Raw genomic sequence first — 17,729 nt, 5'->3', positions numbered from 1 at the left:
CATATGAAAAAATAAGACCTTCGGAGGTTTATATGAACTTTTTTTCTGTAAAAAGAATAATCAGATGCATGACAGTTTTACACTTTGTAGTGGGACAAGTCACCTATGCAGGAGCCTTCAGTTCTACGATGAACAGTGGCAGCAGCATCATTGCCCCTGATCAAATACATAATGGAAATTGGTCACCTTCTAAATATATCGCTTCTGGATGGAGTGGTTACCATATCGTCGTGAAAACTCTGAAACAACGAGATTATATCCCCTACTATAGCGGTGAATCCTGTGATAGTAAGGGGAGCTGTAGCAGAGACAAAGCTTATCTTGGCCCTCTATGCAAAAGTGGCGACTGTAATTTTGAAAAAGAGGCTCAAATTTTTAAAATCGATGCTGGTACTGACCAAAAGGGGCAACGAGTGGCTCAAGAAACCATTATTGGTTTGGTTAAGTCATTTGATCATGGAAGTGTTGAGCAAACTTTAGTACAAAACCCCCAAGGGATCAACCTTCTGCGATTAGATGAAATTGAGGCCCAAGCTAAGTTACAAATTGATGAATCTCAAGTTCAAACTTTTTTCGGCTTCGACAAAAAGGGAACTCCTCGTCAATTGGGGCATATCGAGGAAGCTGATGCTCCTAAAATGTTTAATCAACCAGAATCAGTTTACCGGCACATTGATAATAAAGATCAATTTGTGACAACAGTTATTGAAAGAGTTATTCCGACAAATCAAACTGATACCAAAACTTCGGAAGGGATGCGGCGTGGAACTATGTGGTGTGACTCTGATTCGGTAAGATTGACTAAAGGTTTAGAAAAACTTTTTTTATATAATGACAAATATGACTTTCGTGACTGTAAAGGCATTGTTAAGCCCATCGATTCCATCACCACCACGGGTGGAATGTTTAAGCAGGCATTCACAGATAGAACCAGCTCTGTCGTCGCTATCAGAGACCCTGAAACGCGTGCCACCGGTTTATCATATAAATCTATCACCGATGTCTCCATCATTTCGGCAAATGGAACAGATTACAAAGCTCAATATAAGAAGGACGATAAGGATATCAATTTATTTTATTGGAACTCAAAACGGTTTAATTTGAATGAAATGCAAAATTGCCCTAGCACCCTCACACGACAAAGTGGAGAGTGCAACTATCCAAGGTCCAAGCTTTTGAGCTTTAATTGGCGCTTGGATCCTGACTTTGAGGGAATTTCAGATAGCGATTCTTGGTTTCTCGAAGTGTATTCAAAAAAGAGAGGTATGCTTTCATCAGAAAAAATTGAACTGGCTTCACAGCGTGTGGCCATGGTGGCTTACGAAAAAGTAGGTGAGGTCTACACTCGTGCTAATGGAACTGCCTGCGAAGAAAAAACGATTAAAACAAGTGGTTGGGGTAATGCAACCTATAATGAATATGTTAATCCCCAACATGAAAAAGGATATCATGGATATGGACCCATCAACTTAAATTACAATAAAGAATGCAATCCCTGGGTCAGCTCGACTCTTCACCTCTATATTTTAGTTCCACCAAAACTTAATGGCATCGAAGTTCCTGAGCTTACAAAACTAAAACTCATTGATAAAGCTTTAGCTGCCATCCCAGATCAAGCTCAATTGTCCACGGAGTTAGTGGAGATTGAAGATTATCTTGATAAGATTTTTATTATTTTAAAGAACAATGCAGCAAAGGATCCCGGTGTGATCACGTTGGAAGATGCTGTGGATGTGGGAACCGAGGAAGATCACCTGACCGCGCAACAAAAAATTTGGGATCTATTTGGAGATCTTAAAATTGTGGCCTCAAGTAAAACCCGAATTCCAGATACTTTTCCATCAGGAAATTCAGCTGTTATAATTAAAGACCATGCGAATAAAGGAGTTAAAAGTGAAACAGATTTATAGAATTAAAAATTGGGTCGTTGTCATAGGAATATTTAATTCAGTGTTTGGCGTCGAATTTAACGCCAGGGCTGGAGGATTAGACAAATCTACGGGCTCTTTTGGTCAGTTTTCACCGAAAGCTTTTGTAGAGGCCCCAAACCCTTGGAAAGTTTATCGCTTTAGCGGCCCTCATTCTAAAATGAATTTCCCGTGTGATTCTATGGGAAATGCTTGCACTCGAGAAAAAAATTACGGGGTTTTTGATGTGGTAGCTCAGAAAAGAAAATCCAGCATTGATGTTGGCGTAGGTACCCCCATGGGCGATATTTCTCGCCGCAAATCGGGAACTGAAACGAAAATTGAAATAAAACTTCCTAATAATCTAGCCGTTGCCAGAATTGACGGAACAAGCGCCTCGTCAAGACTTGGGTTTGATGCAGCATCTTCTTTAACGATGTCGATTAATGAAGGGCTTTACGGTGGAAATTTCACACTAGGTCATGTGGAAGGAAAAGATGCCGCTTGGGCCAGAATAAATCCCCATTCCTTTTATTTTCACCAAAATGACCAAAGCTATCTGGGTTTGACGATTGTAGAAAAACAAATGTTGTTAGGACAGGTCAGAAACTTTCTAAATAAAACCCCTATGACCCAAAATTTGCGTGAAGGCACCTATTGGTGCCTAAGCGATGAATGGAAAGTGAGTCGATCTACAATAGAGAAAATATTTAGTAATGATGAATTTGATATTGATAAGTGTAAAGGACAAGCCTTACTCAGTTCCAATACAAAACACTTTTTAACAGAGAAAGTTGGCTCTATTGAAGGCATTTCCTCCACTGCTCAGCACTATTTTTTAAATCGAGCCGACTCCATAGTGAAAGTTCAAGAACCCAATCTGTCCTATCATATTTCAACAAATACGGAATGGTTTTGTCCATTTGACTGTGATGGATCCCAATACAGTATATCAATGAACTCGGTGCAAACAAAGCCAGTTGTTAAGATTTCTTCAGATAAATGGAATTTCCAATCTTCATCTAAGTTCAAATTAAAAGTCGTTAGATTTAACAAAAAAGGGGTGGACGTGACCTCTCATTTAAGCTCGCTTACCTTAAAACAATTGGCCGAAGAGGCTCGCAATTATCAAGATGTGGTGGCGGTGCTGATTTCAGAGATTACCGACTCTCAAGGTAATGGATTCTCAAATGGACAGTGGACTCAACATACTTATGTCATGTTACCTCCGACTTTTAACAACGACAATATCCCTGAGAATTTTAAGAATATAGAAGATGGTCGAGTGATCTATAATTTAAAACTACTTGATGGTATTTTAGCAATGATGCCAGATCAAATTCAGTATTCGCCAGAACTTTTCGATGTTGAAGAAAAACTCGATGAGCTCATTTTATTTTTAGCCTTAAAACAAGGACTAGCGAAAAATAAACCGATTAAAGAAATTATCACAGCTCATCGTTTATTTGATATTTATATGCCAACTGATCCCACATCGGCGATCAACTGGAAAAACGGAGGCGATGGTCCAGGACAAGATGCTGGCAAAATTAATTGGATTTTGAACCAGCTAAAAGAATAGGCTTGAATGAAATATCTTTTTTCTGCATTCCCTGCATTACTTGTATTTTGCTTATTTTATAGGGAGTCGGAAGCAACCCCAACGATTTCACTTCCTCTCCTTAAAAAAAGCCTTAATAACGAGAACGCTCAACATAGTATAGGGCTCTTTATTGAATTACAAAAATGTTATGATAGCTTAAAAAAAACAGACCCTAAAAATGCCGCTTTCCTCGAAAGAGCCGTTGAAGAAATCACCGAAACTGTTTACATGGAACAATCTGGACAAAAAGTAACTCACTTTGATTTACTCAATCGAAAGCAAAATTTTGTTGAGACGGTACCCGTAAATGTGTTCAGCGAGATGGCAATGAAACTTGAGTCCATTCATAATCAATTTCAACAAATTTGTAAAAAGCCAGCACCCTTTAATATCGGTCATTCTCGGACAACGGATGCCATGATGTTTTATCAAAAACTTGTTTCTGATGACTTATGGTCGACGCAATTTTTAATGATTACCAAACTTTTAAATAATTCAAATTCTCCTCAACCTCCCATTATCAGAATTTCTCTAGAGAAACTTTTAAAATATTTTTTTTCTGAGTCAAACCAAAAGACTATTGAGTCCTATCTGAACATTGGCCTGGCTCTCATCGAAAAACCAATTGTTCGCTGGTCATTAATTCAATTTTTTAGCCTACCGAAAGAGGACCGCTTAAAACTTTTAAATGACACCTTTCAAGATATCAACCCCTATCAATTTTTATATCCATCCAGTGCTGATGAAAATGAAATTTATCCATTTGTAAATTTAAATATTAAAAACTTAAGCCATAAATCTTTTAGTTGTTTAGCCGGGCAGCCATTTAATTTTAACCCAACCGATAAACCTTTGAGTCAGATTTTTTCATTCTTATTTAATCAGCTCTCATCAAGATGTCCTGAATTTAATTTTACAGAAAAAATACTTTTACTTAATCAACATGATCGATTCAAAGATTGGACTCTTCCCTACTCCCTCAGAACCCAAATAAATGCAGCGTTGTTAAATGCGGAGGTACTGAAGCCTAAACTGATAGACTCAGAAAAGGCGAATACCGTTTTGATGAAATTTCTACCATGGATTGAGTTTAACACCTATCTAGTTAAACGACTAAGAGAAACAGATTTTCACCACTATTCAACAGCTGCCTTAACCTCTTGTTTGAGACTTCAAAATAAAATAAAAAAAGAATCGGCTTTAAGCATAACGATTTTAGCTGGCCTTGGTTACCAGATGCTTGATATCCAGTCTAAACTCAATGCAAATATTGGAACAAAAGAAATTATTAAAAATGCAAGCTTAGATTTAGACCTATGGGACCAAGGCGCCCGGTTTTGTTGGTAAGTAGTATCTGCTTTATTCAGCATTAGTACAACTCGAGACAAAAAAATTTCCGAGCTAACCTTGACCCCTTAGTATTTTCATCGAATACTTTTTATTACTAATAACCAAGAGGAGAATTCATGAACTTTAAATCGACTGCAATGTGTTTGGTTATTAATTGTTTTTGTTTTTCTGCATTTGCTGCAGAAGGTATTTCTTTTGTCGAACCCAAGAATTAGAGTGTCGTTGGCACCAAGTTTCATGTGAAAATGGCTCTTGAAGGGCGAAAGATTTGTGAAGCTGGAAAAAAGACCGCCGACAAGACCTGTGGCCACCATCACATTTTAATTGATAGTAAGCCAGTAGCCACTGGAGAAGCCATTATTAATGATGCTACCCATCTACATTTTGGTAAAGGGCAAACCGAGACAGATGTCACATTGGCTCCTGGAAAAAACATTACTCAAGGTGGATTAAAAAGATTGACAACCCTAATGTTCATTTGTGAATAGACGAATAGACCAATGATTTATTGTCGTAGGTAATTTAGAATTGAGGACACTCTCATGAAAAAGAAAATTAAAGTAGGAATCATCGGGTTTGGTCTTTCGGGAAAGTTTTTTCATACACCACTGCTTCAGGCCCATGGCGGTTATCAAATCGACATGGTCTGTTCCTCTGATACAGGCAAAGTAAAATCATCCCTTCCCGAAGTTCGAGTGACTCCAGATCCCTGCGAACTTATCGATCACCCTCATTTAGATCTTATCATTAATGCGGCCCCCAATTCTTTTCACTTTTCCTATTCAGAAGCAGCGCTAAAGAATGGAAAAAATGTGGTCATTGAAAAACCCTTTGTGAATTCTGTCAATGAAGGAAAACATTTAATTGAACTAGCCCAACGCACTGGAAAAGTCTTATCCATTTTTCATAATCGCAGATGGGATTCCGACTTTCTAACTGTGAAGAAATTAATTAAAGAGGGAAAATTAGGGCATATAAAACATTTTGAATCTCATTTTGATCGTTGGCGCCCAACGGTGCGTCCAGATCGTTGGCGAGAACAATCTTTAAAAGGCTCTGGTATTTTGTATGATTTAGGAACTCACCTTATCGACCAAGCTTTAAATATTTTTGGAAGTCCTGATCATTTGACTGCTGATATTTGTAACCAAAAGGATGGCTCTGTTAATGATGATTTTTTTCATATCATCTTAAAATACGGATCCACCAGAGTCCTGTTGCAGAGTTCATCCTTTTCCTCTTCAACGCCTCGATTTCAAATTTTTGGAGATCAGGCATGTTTTACCAAATTTGGACTTGATCCACAGGAAGAACAAATGAAACATGGGGTATCCGTTTTAAACTCCTCCTTTGGAATTGAAGAAGAAAAATATGATGGCCAGTTGGTCTTTCCAAACAATCAAAAAATTGAAAAAATTAAATCTGAAAAAGGCTCTTATCTCTGTTTCTATGATCTCCTCTATAAAAAGATAACCACTGGGCTCGGAGAACTTCCCGTTTCACCACAAGAAGCCTTAAGCGTCGCCAAAATTATCGAATTAGCATTTCAAAGTTCAACTGAAGGAAGAACTATTAGACTGCCTATAGAAGATAGGCTTGGCACAGAGTTGTCAGTTGATTTATAATCGCCTGGTGAAGCCTGCCACATACAAATTACGGGGCGACAAATACGTGTTGAAGCATTTTATGCCTCTTCCTTTGAATCATTTTAAAATTTTAATTTTTAACTTAATTTATTTTTTCTTCTTACTTAGTAAGAGTTTTGCTGGTTCAGCACCTGAAGAAAGTTTTAGCTGGAATGAATTTAAGATTAAACCTGTTATTTTAAAAAGCGGAAGATTCACTAAACATTGTTTTGATTTAAATCAAGATAGAAAACTGGACTTCTGCCAATTTGTTGACAAAGACAATTATATTTCGAGGATCGAGAAGGATTCCAATTTTACTGGAACCATTGACTGGATTGAAGAGTATGGATCAAATAAACACCCTCGGTTTGAAAGAAGAATTTATAAAAGCTCTAACCTTTCAGAAAAAACTGTCTTAAAATCATTCGCGGAAATTTCTTATTTGGAAACTCAACTTTTTACAAATAACAAATTAATTGAAACCCATGTTAAGCTCATTGTGACCCAAAATTCAGAATCGTGTTCAAAATCTCAATTACAAACTTTCTTTCAACAGATCTCCTCGCTTAATCAAAATTTAGCGTATGACAATGCTGGCTTTCTTAATACAAAATATGGACTTCGTATTCATAAATCTTGCATCGATGCACGAGGAGGGGCCCAGATTGCTTTAAAAGAGTACTCAGAAGCACTTCACTCAGGACTCCAGTGTCTTCAAAATCTGAACACCTCAAAGTCTAATGAACATGTAGTCAGATTCTTTGGTCTTTTTAATTCCCAACCAAAACCAAAAGTTGTATGCAACGAAGATAGTTTTAATTGGGCAGGTGCTAATGCACATGCAACTGCGAGTCCAGCCGATCAAGATCATCCTTTAATTTCAATGAATCCAAAAACCTGTAAGGAATGGAAAAGCAAATCTGCAAAAAATACTTATTTCCATGAACTCTTTCATAATCTGGGCTGCAAAGACATCGATATTTACTCATCGCAGCCCTACAATAAAGCTCTCTATGATTCTGCAAAAATTATAGTTGATGCTGAAGACTCTTCGATCAAACCAGCGATGGCGCCCTTGCTGGCAGCATAGAAAGCTCTATTGAAAATAGCAGATTAATTAAACGGAGTTGTGTTTGCTAATTCGTAAATTTTCGTTTCAGCAAGCTTTAAATCACGACGAAATTCTAAATTTCTAATTCGAGAGGATAAAAGCCTTTCAGAGGCACCTACCATATCTGGAGAATTTTTAATACCTCGCTTGTACTCACCCAATGTAATTTGGTAATACTCTTCAGAACGTGAAAGATTTTTTTCTTCAAGATCTAGCCGTTGGGATAAAGCCTCAATGAGGCTATAGGTGTCTTCAAATTCAGCCATTACCGCTAATTTTCGTCTTTTAAAGTCAATTTCTTTTTCTTCCTTTGCCAAACTTTTGTATCTGGTTAAGTTTTGAGTTTCCAAACCTGAAAATAAAGGTATTGAAAACTTGAGAACCAATAAATAATTATTATTCTGAGAATAGGCTTTCTCTTCGTTGTATAATTTACCATATTTAGCTTCCAAATCGATTTTTGGGAAATAGGCGGATTGAGCCATTCTCAGCTCTTCCTCTGCCGCAGCTACTTGTAAATTGGCTTCAACAAGTTCTATATTTTTTGATACCATTAAAGCTGATAGCTTGTCTTTAAGTCGTAATTCCTTTTTCAGTAACTTTTCCTCCCTAAACAAATGCCCCTTCACTCTCAGAGTTTTAGATTCACTTACAGAGAGCGCGGCATCACCTCTAGCTACTAACAAATTAAGCTGTCTGGATTTAACTTCGATTTCCTGATTCAGAAAAACAAGATCTGATTTTAAAGTAGATTCTCTGAGCTCAAATTCAATCACATCTCCCATAGAGGTAAAACCAGAATTTTTTTTTATAAGGGCCAACTTCATTTGTTCGGCATTCATAACCAGAGCTCGTTCTTTTAACGAGATGCTTTCAAGTAAAAATTGCAACTCATAGTAAAGACGACTAACTTCGCCTTGCAATTTAGATTGCAAAGACTCAAATTTCTTCACTTCCAACTGATGAAGAAGTTTTTCCTTATTAATTTCGGCGGAGTCGAAATTTCCTCGATATAAATTCCATTCAGCTTTCCCATAGACAAAAGTGTCCGATCTTTTTTCATCTTCAAGCTTGGCAAAAAGAGGCCCCGCTTCTAAAAAGAAGCTTGGCAATAAGGCCCCATATTTACTTTTTAAAAGAGATTCTTTACTTTGCAATGACTTTTTAGCTTGCTGTAATTCTAAGTTATTTTCCTCAGCCCAATGAAGCAATTGATTTAATGGCAAGCTCCCCTCATTTGGATGATCTGCAAATGAAGAAAAGATCCAAAGAAAACCAAACAAAAAAAACTTCAGAAATATAATTAAGTTATCTACTCTAAAATTAATTTGCATAAATACCCCCTGGCATCTTATTCAGGCTCGACAACAAAACTAAGTTTTTCTGTTTTTCCATTTCCCTTAATTTTTAACTCTAGGGTATAACGATGAACTCCCTTGGTATTAACTTTGGCTTGAAAAAAATCCCCAACCGGTTCCAGCTTTATTTCCAGGGGCTTGCTTTTTTTTGGAAACATGACTAAAGCCTCCAAATGAATATCTTTAAGTGGCAAAGATTTGAAATCATGATCAAAGGGGTAAAGCTTAAATTCTTCTTTGGTGGCTACCAATTCTAAATATAAATAATCCGTCCCTTTCACCCTCCCACCGTGAGGAGCCAAAGTATCTCCTGGAATTTTTTGGTGCCCCTCATGAGACCAAGAAATCTCTAAGGACGCCATGAACACTCCAAAAATTAAAAACATTAACAAAAAGGGCTTTAACTTCACAATTAATTTTTTCAAGATGACTCCTTTAAATTTAATTCTTCATGTACTACTTCAAATTTACTTCCTCAAAATGAATGTTTTTCTCTGCAGACTTTTTTCCAAATTTATAAAAAAAAGTTGGTGTTACAAACATGTCTAATAAAGTAGAACTCATCAGACCTCCAACAATGACAACCGCCACAGGATAAAGTATTTCTTTTCCTGGGGCACCAGCTGAAATCAAAAGAGGAAAGAGCCCCAGAATTGCAGTCAGGGTTGTCATCAAAACAGGCACCAATCTTTCCAAACTACCTCTAATAACCATTTCTTTGCTAAAAGTTTCGCCTTCAAATTTCATAAGGTGCAAGTAGTGAGAGATCATCATGATTCCATTTCTGCTAGCAATTCCACACAGCGTGATAAAGGCAACCATGGAGGCAATTGAAAAAATACGATCCGTAAAATACACAGCCAGCAGACTTCCAATCAAAGCCATGGGAATGTTTAATATAATTTGGAAGGCAATAAAAGCTGACTTAAAATGGGCATACAAAACTAAAAATGTCCCTACCATTGATAGAATTCCTAAAATAAAAATCAATCTACTGGCTGATTTTTGACTCTCAAATTGCCCTCCATATTCAAGATAATATCCCTCAGGTAACGGCACCCGTTCTTGAACTTTTGACTGAATTGCCTTCACCAAACTATCCAGATCCTTTCCCTTCGAGTTTCCTGAAACAACGATTCTTCTTTGTGAATTCTCACGGTGGATCTGATTTGGCCCTTCGGATTCATAAATATCTGCGACTTTCTCTAAGGTGACTTTACGACCATCAGGCATTATTTTTAGAACTGTTTTCTTCATGAGTTCTAAATTAGCTCTTGAAAAATCATCAAACCTCATCAAAACATCAAAAGTTTTTTGTTGTTCAAGAACTTGAGCCACCACTTCACCGTTCAAGGCTTTTTCTAAAGTTCCTGACAGCTCACCAAGAACAATGCCGTACTCTCCGGCGGCTTCTCTTAAAATTTGAATTTTAATTTGCGGAATTAATACTTGTTGTTCTATCTGAAGATCGGCGAGCCCCTCCGTCCCTTCAAGCGTTCGGTAAATCTCTGCGGCCTTGGTTCTAAGAACTTTTAAATCAGGACCAAAAATCTTAATAGCAATTTGGGCTTTCACCCCTGAGAGCAAATGATCCAACCGGTGAGATATGGGCTGACCCACATTTGTAAATACACCCTTCAAGCTTTCTAATTTATCTCTTAATTCAGCAATCACAACATCCTTGGATCTTCCACCGGTCTTAAAATCGACATCCAGTTCAGAATAATGAACTCCCTCTGCATGCTCATCTTGTTCTGCTCGCCCTGTTCTTCTGGATACAGATTTCACTTCAGAAACACTAAGAAGTAAGGTCTCTGCTTGGGTACCCACTTTATTTGATTCTTCTAGAGAAATCCCAGGCCGAGCCAGCACATTAATCGTCGCGGTTCCTTCATTAAATTTAGGCAAAAAATCTTTTCCTATATGGGGAATCAGAGCCAAAGACCCAACCAATAATCCGATAGCCAAGGAAAATACAATTTTGGGGTGATCCAAAGAGTGAACCAAAACAATGCGATCCCATCTCTTTAGTTTTTTAACAAGCCACGAATCTTCAACGCGAAGAAATTTTTCGTTGCCTAAAAAAAAGGAACACAGAATGGGGGTCACTGTCAAAGCCACAATGAGTGAGGCTATTAAAGAAATAATATAAGCAAGTCCCAGAGGAATAAAAAGTTGTCCTTCAATGCCACTGATGTAAAAAAGAGGAACAAAGACCAGAACCACGATCACTGTTGCAAACACAATAGAGTTGCGAACCTCCAGGGAGGCTTGATAAACCACCTGCCTGGTCGGTAAGGGTTTGGCACTCCTTCTATTTTCTTTTAATCTGCGAAAGACATTTTCAACATCGACAATGGCATCATCAACAACCTCTCCAATCGCAATGGCTAAGCCTCCCAAGGTCATGGTATTTACGGATAAACCAAAGAAATGAAATACGAGAGCTGTCATTAAAAAAGATAATGGAATTGCCGTGAGCGTGATGATGGTGGTTTTTATATTCAATAAGAAAACAAAAAGTATGATCATTACGAAGAGCGTTCCATCACGCAGAGCCTCTTTGACATTCCCAACAGCTGCCTCAATAAAATAAGCTTGTTTAAATAAATCTTTACTTAACTCCGCTCCTCGAGGAAGTGACTTTTCCAACTCTACCAATGCCGCATCCATTTTTTTAGTCAACTCGATGGTGTTGGCTCCAGGTTGTTTCTGGATACTCAAAATAACAGCAGGTTTGCCGTTCACGCTACTATCCCCCCTCTTCGTCTGGGCGCCCAACCTAACCTCGGCAATGTCTTTTACATAGATAGGACGACCTAAATGAAGTCCCACCACTGAATTCAAAATATCTTCTTCTGATTTGATGGTTCCGATATTTCGAATGAGATATTCCTTTTTATCCAGATCAATATACCCACCGGTCGTGTTCAAACTCACTTTCGCTAGATTTTTCTCGATCTCTTCTAAGGGAAGTTGTTTTTTTTGAATCTTTTCTGCAGATAAAAGAATCTGGTACTGTTTCACCCCTCCACCCATGGTCACCACCTGGGCCACTCCGGGAATGGCAAGAAGCCTAGGTCTTATTGTCCAATCAGCAAAAGTTCTTAATTCCAAAGGATTTACATTCCCTTTTGGGGAAGACAATCCAACCAACTGAATTTCACCCATGATCGAAGAAATAGGGCCCATAATGGGAATCACACCCTTCGGTAATTTTTCTTTTATGAGCTGTAATTTTTCTGCAACCAACTGACGATTTCTATAAATATCTGTCTTCCATTCGAACTCAACATAAACAACAGATAGGCCAATCCCAGAGGTAGATCTAACTCTTGCAATTCCAGGCAAACCATTTAGCACTGTTTCCAATGGCAAAGTAACCAAGGTTTCCACTTCTTCAGGCGCCAGTCCTGGAGCTTCCGTCATGAGACTCACGGTGGGCTTATTTAAATCAGGAAATACATCTACTGGCATTTGATTCAGGGTGAACAAACCATACCCTGCCATAAGAAAAGCTATGGATAAAACGAACACCCGATAGGTTAAGGAAAATCGTATTATTCTATCCAACATATTCAGATTCCCTTAATGATGACCACCATGATTTTTTTCTGTTTTTTCTATTTTTTTTAACTGAAGAGGCAACTCATAAACCGCAGTCCCTTTTAATTTCTTTCGCTGAGCTTTCACTTTCATTGTTCCTGGTTTCAGATTAAATCCCTCTGGCAACTCACAGGAATAATAATTATCAACGATAACACATATTCCCTTGTTCGTTTGATTTGATTGCATAACAGTCACTTCAAGCGCTGAATCTTTAACCGAAGAGTTCTTCCAATTCATGTCAAGAAGGTAAACTCTCATTTTATTCGATCCATCCATTACAACTTCTGTATGAAAAGCCCCTGGCATTCTTATATAGCCCCCATTTGGCCCTAATTTATCTTCACCATGAGAGTGCCCAATGGACGTAAAAAACAAAAAAAGAACGAGACTTAATTTCAGAAATGAACCTGAATACATATTTCCAAATCGATCAACCATGGTGTTCACCTTCATCGTTTCCTTATAGAAATTCATAATCTAAATAGTTTAGCACAGAACATTATAGTACAGTTTTATTGATTACAGTAAAGTGGAAAGAGAACTTAACGTCGCTGGCAAATATGAGGGTTACATGACTAACAGTTACCTCACAATCGATGGAAATACTCTTCATCCGATATATACTTACCCCCAAAACTTTCAAGCAACGGGGTCACCATTTGAATATCCATCCATGAAATACCTTTATTTTTGAGCCAATCAATCAGAAACAACAAACACATTTTGCTGACATTGGTAGTGTGATGAAACATGCTTTCTCCACTAAAAACTTGATGAACCAAAACTCCATACACCCCGCCCACCAACTGTGAACCTTCCCAACACTCTATCGAATGAGCAAAACCTGCTTCATGAAATTCTATATAGGCTTTTTTTAACTCAGGGATGATCCAAGTTCCTGGCTGATTATTTCTTTTCTGCAACTGACAATTCTCAATAACCTGGGGAAAAGCTTCGTTCACAGAAAAACGAAAGCGAAAACTATTTTTCTTAATAAATTTAATCAAACTCTCTGGAATATGTAGGTCACTAAAATCCAAAACACCTCTCTGCTCAGGAAAAAACCACAACAACGGCGCTCCCTGTTGTGGCCAAGGAAAAATCCCCTTTTCATAGGCGGCTAGAAGAGTGCCCACATTCAATTTTCCACCAATAGCCACTATATCTTCATGGCTTTCCAGGTAAGGAATTTGAGGAAAGGAAATAGTGGACTTAAAATGAGCCAACGACCCCGGTTTGAATTTGGTCATCGCAAGCACACATCGCAGTGACCGCACTCAGAATAGGGACCGCCAAAATACTTGTAGATTAAGCCAAGCCGGCACTGATCTTGATTCTGCGCTAACTGATACATTTCCAATAATTTTTTATTTTGATGTTGAAACAAAATCTTTTGATTTTCTTTAATAAAATCTTCGGAGTCCGGAGCTCGCAAAATTAAATCCTTCGGTTCTAATTCATTAAGTAAAGACAACGGCTGAACACATCCCCATCTGGCTAAGATATGATAGGCCGCCTCAACCCGGTAATCTCTTTTGTTTTTAAAGCTTAATTTTTCTCTTAAAAAATCAAAACCTTCTTGAAAGAATTGAGTTTTATAATTAGTTAACAAATCAAAAACACGTTGCAAGTATTCTTTCTCTGGGTAAGCCCACTTGATAAACTCCATCGAGATAGGCAAATCGTTTTCGCTATAAAATAAGAAAACTTGAGCCGGTAACCCATCCCTTCCGGCTCGCCCTATCTCTTGAAAATAAGACTCTATGGATCCAGGCAATTGCATATGAAATACTTGACGGATATTGGGTTTGTCGATGCCTAACCCAAACGCTGGTGTGGCCAGCATCAGCACCCTATCGTTTTTTTGAAAGAAATTTAGATTTTGCTTTCGCTGATCATTCTTTAGGTCTCCATGGTAGACCTTATGGGGAATTTTTCTTTTTTGTAATTCAACCGAAACTTTATGAAGACTTTCTATTAACAAAAAATAAATAATTTGTGAGCCTTCTTCGGTATTTAGTTTTTTTAACAGCAATTCCAGTTTGTCCTCGTTTTCGTAAGCTTCCGTCATTTCAACCTGCAAGTTGGCCCTTTCCATGCCTGCCCAAACGAGTTCAAAATCATTTTGAATACTTAATTTGTTAACGATATCTTTTTGTGTTTCTTCCGTCGCTGTTGCTGTGAGCGCCAAAAGGGGAGGGTTTTTTAAGATTTTGGAAAATTCAGAAATCTGCGAATAATCAGGCCTGAAATCGTGACCCCACTGACTGATACAATGGGCCTCATCCACGACAAGAAGATCAACTTTTACATTTTCAAGAGATTTGACAAAATCAGGTTTTCTAAATCTTTCAGGAGTCACAAAGATGAGCTGGTATTCACCTCTTGAAATTTTTTCATAGCGTTTCTGTTTTTCTTCTGCAGACAAACTAGAGTTTATAAAGGTGGCTCTAATTCCCAGATCTTGGGCTTTTTGTGTCTGATCTTGCATCAAAGCAATCAGAGGAGAAATAACCAATACTAAATCCTTTGTGATCTTCGCCGGAAGCTGATAGCATAAGCTTTTCCCAGCTCCCGTAGGCATGAGGCCCAAGACATTTTTCTTTTGAAAAACTAAATTGAGAATTTTTTCTTGCGAATGAATAAAGCCTAAATAGGGAAAATTTTGCTTTAAAATTTCAATTAATGGAGATATTGATTTTTGTGGCATAAACCTCTCTGTGAATCATTGTATCTTGCATTGGCTAAATCAAAAAATCTATGGAGCTTTGATTGCAAGTTAACGCAAAGTGATAACTTGAGCTATTACAATCTTCTTTTGCCCTGAATTCAATTTGATGATAGCCAGTAACTTTTAACAAAATCATACAAAAGGAACTAAAAAATGGCCAAAAAATGGGATATCAATATTGTCCGAAACATAGGTATTTCAGCTCACATTGACTCTGGTAAGACGACCTTATCCGAGAGAATTCTTTACTATGGTGGTAAAATCCACGCTATCCACGAAGTTAAAGGTAAAGATGGAGTTGGAGCGACCATGGATTCCATGGATCTTGAAAGAGAAAAAGGTATCACCATCCAATCGGCAGCTACGCAAGTTTATTGGAAAGAAAACATTATCAACTTAATCGACACTCCCGGGCACGTGGATTTCACAATCGAAGTGGAACGTTCTCTTCGCGTTCTCGATGGTGCCATTTTAGTTCTTTGCGGAGTAGCAGGAGTTCAATCTCAATCTATCACTGTTGATCGACAAATGAAACGATATGGAGTTCCTCGACTTGCCTTTGTTAACAAATTAGACCGTCAAGGCGCCAACCCATTTAGAGTGAAAGAAGCCTTAGTTGAAAAATTAAGACTAAACGCGGTCATGGCTCAAATACCTATTGGTTTGGAAGAGAATCATAGAGGCGCCGTAGATTTAGTTACCATGAAAGCCTATGTCAACGAAGGCTCTAGCGGTGAGATTGTAAAAGAAATTCCCATCCCTGAAGAATTATTAGACCAAGCTAAAAATTACCGTCATGAACTTATCGGTAAACTTGCTGATGTGGACGATGCTATTGGTGAAAAATTCCTGATGGAAGAAGAACCTACCGTTGAAGAAATGCATAAAGCCATTCGAAAAGGGGTTATTACCTTAAAACTAGTTCCCGTTTTTTGCGGATCCGCCTTTAAAAATAAAGGGGTTCAATTACTCTTAGATGCTGTGGCTCTTTATTTGCCAACTCCAGAAGAAAAAAGAGAAACGGCTCTTGATTTAGATAAAAATGAAGAAAAAATCGATCTATTCCCCAACAATGAAAAACCTCTAGTTGCTTTGGCGTTTAAACTTCAACAAACTCAATTTGGCCAGTTAACCTACATGAGAATTTATCAAGGTACGGTCAGCGTTGGTGACTTTATTACCAACACCACGGATAAAAAACGAGTTAAAGTGCCCAGACTGGTGAGAATGAATTCAGATAAAATGGATGAGATTCAGTCTTCCTATGCTGGCGATATCGTTGCCTTCTTCGGTGTGGATTGCGCCTCTGGTGATACTTTTACTGATGGTACGATTAATGTTTCTATGCAATCCATGCATGTTCCTGATGCCGTTATCTCCCTCGCCGTGGCTCCTAAAGACAAACAAGGTTCTAATAACTTTTCAAAAGCCTTACAAAAATTTAGAAAAGAAGACCCCACCTTTAGAGTTCATAGGGATGAAGAGTCTGCTGAAACCATTATCTCAGGAATGGGCGAACTCCATTTAGAAATTTATGTTGAGCGAATGAAGCGTGAATTTGCCTGTGAAGTGATCGTTGGACAGCCTCAAGTAGCCTACCGTGAGACAATCATGCAAGAAGGCCCTTATGACTACACTCACAAAAAACAATCAGGTGGTGCCGGTCAATTCGCTAAAGTTGTTGGACGAATTGAACCACTTCCTGCTGATGTGAAAGAAGTTTTTGCTTTTAAAAATGAAGTTGTGGGCGGACGTATTCCTAAGGAATTTATTCCTGCCGTTGAAGAAGGATTCCAAGAACAATGTCAAAAAGGTCCATTGATAGGATTTCCTATTGTTGGAGTTAATGTGATCCTGCAAGATGGTCAATATCATGATGTGGATTCAAGCTATATGGCGTTTAAAATTTGCGCCATGGCAGCTATGAGAGAGGCTTATCTCAAAGCTAAGCCTACGGTTCTAGAGCCCATTATGAAGCTTGAAACAACGGTGCCTGATGAGTATCAGGGTGCGGCTGTTGGGCAAATCAATCAACGTCGGGGAGTTATTGTTGGAACTACAAACTTTGAAGGAAACTGCGTGATTGAGGCGGAAGTACCATTAACAGAAATGTTTGGATACTCTACTGATTTGCGTTCAGCAACCAAGGGAAAAGGCGAATTCTCTATGGAGTTTGCAAAGTACTCTCCAGCACCAAGAAACATTCAAGAAGAATTAGCAAAAAAATACCAACAAAAACGTGCCGAAGAACAAAAGAAGTAAGATATAAGATAAAAGCTAGGGACTTTGTCCCTAGCTTCATTAGCTTTTAAACTTTTACTTACTTATTTATTTTAAATTTTTACAATGGTGTTTCTATTCCCAGGGGTTACGCCTAGGCCTCAAATCGAGGCCGCAGGAGGGAGACGACTGAGGCTTGGCAAGGCCAAGTC

At 38.2% G+C, this 17,729-nt stretch carries 13 protein-coding genes; 7 read left to right on the top strand and 6 right to left on the bottom strand.

Features of this window, described 5'->3' with window-relative positions:
* Positions 1-32: 32 nt before the first annotated feature.
* From J0M15_11130 to J0M15_11105, 6 genes are all read left to right on the top strand, one after another.
* On the top strand, positions 33-1,910 hold the full coding sequence (locus J0M15_11130; protein MBN8537596.1) for a hypothetical protein: 1,878 nt from the start codon (positions 33-35) through the stop codon (positions 1,908-1,910).
* Positions 1,894-3,489 (top strand): hypothetical protein, encoded by a 1,596-nt coding sequence (locus tag J0M15_11125; protein ID MBN8537595.1) that lies wholly within the window; start codon positions 1,894-1,896, stop codon positions 3,487-3,489. The genes J0M15_11130 and J0M15_11125 overlap by 17 nt, the downstream gene beginning before the upstream one ends.
* A 6-nt stretch (positions 3,490-3,495) precedes the next feature.
* A complete protein-coding gene (locus J0M15_11120) occupies positions 3,496-4,857 on the top strand; it encodes a hypothetical protein (GenBank protein ID MBN8537594.1) in 1,362 nt (453 codons plus the stop codon).
* Between the two features lie 242 nt (positions 4,858-5,099).
* On the top strand, positions 5,100-5,348 hold the full coding sequence (locus tag J0M15_11115) for a DUF4399 domain-containing protein (GenBank protein MBN8537593.1): 249 nt from the start codon (positions 5,100-5,102) through the stop codon (positions 5,346-5,348).
* A 54-nt stretch (positions 5,349-5,402) separates the two neighbouring features.
* Positions 5,403-6,485 carry an oxidoreductase gene (locus J0M15_11110; GenBank protein ID MBN8537592.1) on the top strand — a complete coding sequence of 361 codons (1,083 nt, stop codon included), beginning with the start codon at positions 5,403-5,405 and terminating at the stop codon, positions 6,483-6,485.
* A 46-nt stretch (positions 6,486-6,531) separates the two neighbouring features.
* Positions 6,532-7,578, top strand: coding sequence for a hypothetical protein (locus tag J0M15_11105; protein MBN8537591.1), 1,047 nt, complete (start codon positions 6,532-6,534; stop codon positions 7,576-7,578).
* Between the two features lie 23 nt (positions 7,579-7,601).
* On the opposite strand, the gene J0M15_11100 is transcribed toward J0M15_11105, so the two are convergent.
* The 6 genes from J0M15_11100 to J0M15_11075 form a co-directional block, all read right to left on the bottom strand.
* Positions 7,602-8,933 carry a TolC family protein gene (locus tag J0M15_11100; GenBank protein ID MBN8537590.1) on the bottom strand — a complete coding sequence of 444 codons (1,332 nt, stop codon included), beginning with the start codon at positions 8,931-8,933 and terminating at the stop codon, positions 7,602-7,604.
* A 17-nt stretch (positions 8,934-8,950) separates the two neighbouring features.
* Positions 8,951-9,382: a hypothetical protein gene (locus J0M15_11095; GenBank protein MBN8537589.1), complete on the bottom strand. Its 432-nt coding sequence runs from the start codon at positions 9,380-9,382 to the stop codon at positions 8,951-8,953.
* A 31-nt stretch (positions 9,383-9,413) separates the two neighbouring features.
* Positions 9,414-12,533, bottom strand: a complete 3,120-nt coding sequence (locus tag J0M15_11090; GenBank protein ID MBN8537588.1) for an efflux RND transporter permease subunit — start codon at positions 12,531-12,533, stop codon at positions 9,414-9,416.
* Between the two features lie 12 nt (positions 12,534-12,545).
* Complete coding sequence (locus J0M15_11085; GenBank protein MBN8537587.1) at positions 12,546-13,019, bottom strand: hypothetical protein; 474 nt, start codon at positions 13,017-13,019, stop codon at positions 12,546-12,548.
* 134 nt (positions 13,020-13,153) lie between these two features.
* Positions 13,154-13,816: a leucyl/phenylalanyl-tRNA--protein transferase gene (locus tag J0M15_11080; protein ID MBN8537586.1), complete on the bottom strand. Its 663-nt coding sequence runs from the start codon at positions 13,814-13,816 to the stop codon at positions 13,154-13,156.
* The gene (locus J0M15_11075; GenBank protein ID MBN8537585.1) at positions 13,813-15,261 is read right to left on the bottom strand and encodes a RecQ family ATP-dependent DNA helicase; all 1,449 of its coding nucleotides are present in this window, start codon (positions 15,259-15,261) and stop codon (positions 13,813-13,815) included. Before J0M15_11075 ends, J0M15_11080 begins: the two co-directional genes overlap by 4 nt.
* Positions 15,262-15,450: 189 nt before the next feature.
* On the opposite strand from J0M15_11075, the gene J0M15_11070 reads away from it, so the two are divergent.
* Positions 15,451-17,559 carry an elongation factor G gene (locus tag J0M15_11070; protein ID MBN8537584.1) on the top strand — a complete coding sequence of 703 codons (2,109 nt, stop codon included), beginning with the start codon at positions 15,451-15,453 and terminating at the stop codon, positions 17,557-17,559.
* Positions 17,560-17,729: the final 170 nt, after the last annotated feature.

Source organism: Deltaproteobacteria bacterium, from assembly GCA_017302835.1.
Taxonomy (GTDB): domain Bacteria; phylum Bdellovibrionota; class Bdellovibrionia; order Bdellovibrionales; family Bdellovibrionaceae; genus UBA2316.
This window is presented reverse-complemented; position numbering and strand designations above follow the sequence as displayed.

Bases quoted from the DNA above. Each gene is read 5' to 3' on its own strand.
- J0M15_11100 (MBN8537590.1), bottom strand. From the start codon at position 8,933: ATGCAAATTAATTTTAGAGTAGATAACTTAATTATATTTCTGAAGTTT.
- J0M15_11090 (MBN8537588.1), bottom strand. From the start codon at position 12,533: ATGTTGGATAGAATAATACGATTTTCCTTAACCTATCGGGTGTTCGTT.
- J0M15_11120 (MBN8537594.1), top strand. From the start codon at position 3,496: ATGAAATATCTTTTTTCTGCATTCCCTGCATTACTTGTATTTTGCTTA.
- J0M15_11085 (MBN8537587.1), bottom strand. From the start codon at position 13,019: ATGAAGGTGAACACCATGGTTGATCGATTTGGAAATATGTATTCAGGT.
- J0M15_11080 (MBN8537586.1), bottom strand. From the start codon at position 13,816: ATGACCAAATTCAAACCGGGGTCGTTGGCTCATTTTAAGTCCACTATT.
- J0M15_11110 (MBN8537592.1), top strand. From the start codon at position 5,403: ATGAAAAAGAAAATTAAAGTAGGAATCATCGGGTTTGGTCTTTCGGGA.
- J0M15_11070 (MBN8537584.1), top strand. From the start codon at position 15,451: ATGGCCAAAAAATGGGATATCAATATTGTCCGAAACATAGGTATTTCA.
- J0M15_11130 (MBN8537596.1), top strand. From the start codon at position 33: ATGAACTTTTTTTCTGTAAAAAGAATAATCAGATGCATGACAGTTTTA.